This window comes from Halorhodospira neutriphila (genome assembly GCF_016584055.1).
GTDB lineage: Bacteria > Pseudomonadota > Gammaproteobacteria > Nitrococcales > Halorhodospiraceae > Halorhodospira > Halorhodospira neutriphila.
In genome coordinates this window covers 1-1,725 of sequence record NZ_NRSH01000225.1, presented here as the reverse complement: position 1 = coordinate 1,725, position 1,725 = coordinate 1, and the positions used below count along the sequence as shown (strand labels likewise).

2 protein-coding genes are annotated in these 1,725 nt (G+C 69.7%); both read left to right on the top strand.

Going from position 1 to position 1,725, the window contains the following annotated elements:
- Window positions 1-1,252: chemotaxis protein CheA (locus CKO13_RS12000; protein WP_200261344.1), on the top strand; the 1,252-nt coding region annotated here is incomplete at its 5' end.
- A gap of 49 nt (window positions 1,253-1,301) precedes the next feature.
- Window positions 1,302-1,725: response regulator (locus CKO13_RS11995; protein ID WP_200261342.1), on the top strand; the 424-nt coding region annotated here is incomplete at its 3' end.

The window sequence follows — 1,725 nt, the reverse complement described above, 5'->3', positions numbered from 1 at the left end:
CGAGCAAGAGGCGGGAGGGGACCGCGGCGGCGGCGGCAAGGTCGAGGCCTCCGTGCGCGTGGATACCGCCAAGCTCGACGAGATCATGAACCTCGTCGGCGAGCTGGTGCTGGTGCGCAACCGCCTGTCGAACCTGCGCAACGAGCTCGACGACGACCGCCTCTCCCAGGCGGTCAGCGACCTCGAGCTGGTCACCTCGGACCTGCAGTCGTCGGTGATGAAGACGCGCATGCAGCCGATCAAGAAGGTCTTCGGCCGCTTCCCGCGCGTCATCCGCGACCTGGCCCGGCAGCTGGAGAAGGAGGTGCGCCTCGAGACCCACGGCGAGGAGACCGACCTCGACAAGAACATGGTCGAGGCCCTCTCGGACCCGATGGTCCACCTCGTGCGCAACGCCGTCGACCACGGCCTCGAGTACCCCGACGAGCGCGAGGCCGCGGGCAAGCCCCGCGAGGGGGTGGTGACCCTGGCCGCCGAGCAGGAGGGCGACCACATCCTGCTCACCATCGCCGACGACGGCCGCGGCATGGACCCGGACAAGCTGCGCCGGCTGGCGGTCACCAAGGGGCTCATGGACCAGGAGTCGGCCTCGCGGCTCTCCGACAAGGAGGCCTTCGACCTCATCTTCCACCCCGGCTTCTCGAGCAAGGATGAGATCTCCGACGTCTCCGGCCGGGGCGTGGGCATGGACGTCGTCAAGGACAGCCTCGCCAAGCTCAACGGCACCGTCGACATCGACTCCGAGCTGGGCCGGGGCACGAGCATGCGGATCCAGCTGCCGCTGACCCTGGCCATCCTGCCCACGCTCATGGTCAAGGTCTCCGGGCGCAAGTTCGCCCTGCCCATGTCGGTGGTCCGCGAGATCTTCGAGCTCAACGACGTGCGCACGAACGTCGTCAACAACCGCCTCGTCGCCCTGGTGCGCGGCAAGGCCATGCCGCTGTTCTTCCTCGAGCGCTGGCTCCACCACAGCGGCGAGCCGGTGCTGCGCAGCAAGCGGGAGATGGCCGCCGGCGGCGGCGAGGAGGAGGCCGAGGACGAGCGCCAGGTGATCACCGTTATCGTCGGCAACCAGGCGGTGGGCTTCGTCGTCGACGAGGTCATCGGCCTCGAGGAGGTGGTGATCAAGCCCCTCGGCGCCCTGCTCCACGGCCTGCCCGGGCTGGCCGGCTCGACCATCACCGGCGACGGGCAGATCGCGCTGATTGTCGATATCCCGAGCCTGATCAAGGCTCACGGCAAGCGGCTCTGAGCCGCTGCCGCCGCGTTTCGCCGGCACCGCCGGCATCAGGAGGTAGTGGGTGAGCATCCGTGTGCTGGTCGTCGACGACTCCGGCTTCTTTCGGCGGCGGATCCGCGCCATGATCGACGCCGATCCCCGCCTCGAGGTCTGCGGCGAGGCCGCCGACGGCCGCGAGGCGGTGGAGGCGGCCGAGCGCCTGCGTCCCGACGTCATCACCATGGATATCGAGATGCCCGTCATGGACGGCATCTCCGCGGTCCGGCAGATCGTCCGCAAGCGCCCGATATCGGTGCTGATGTTCTCCTCGCTGACCCACGAGGGCGCCCGGGCGACCATCGACGCCCTCGAGGCCGGCGCCGCCGACTTCATCCCCAAGCGCTTCGCCGATATCTCCGGCGATATGGAGCAGGTCAAGCGCCAGCTCTGCGAGCGCCTCGTCGAGCTCGGCGGCGGGCGCGGCGGGCGAGGGGCGCGGGGCCTCC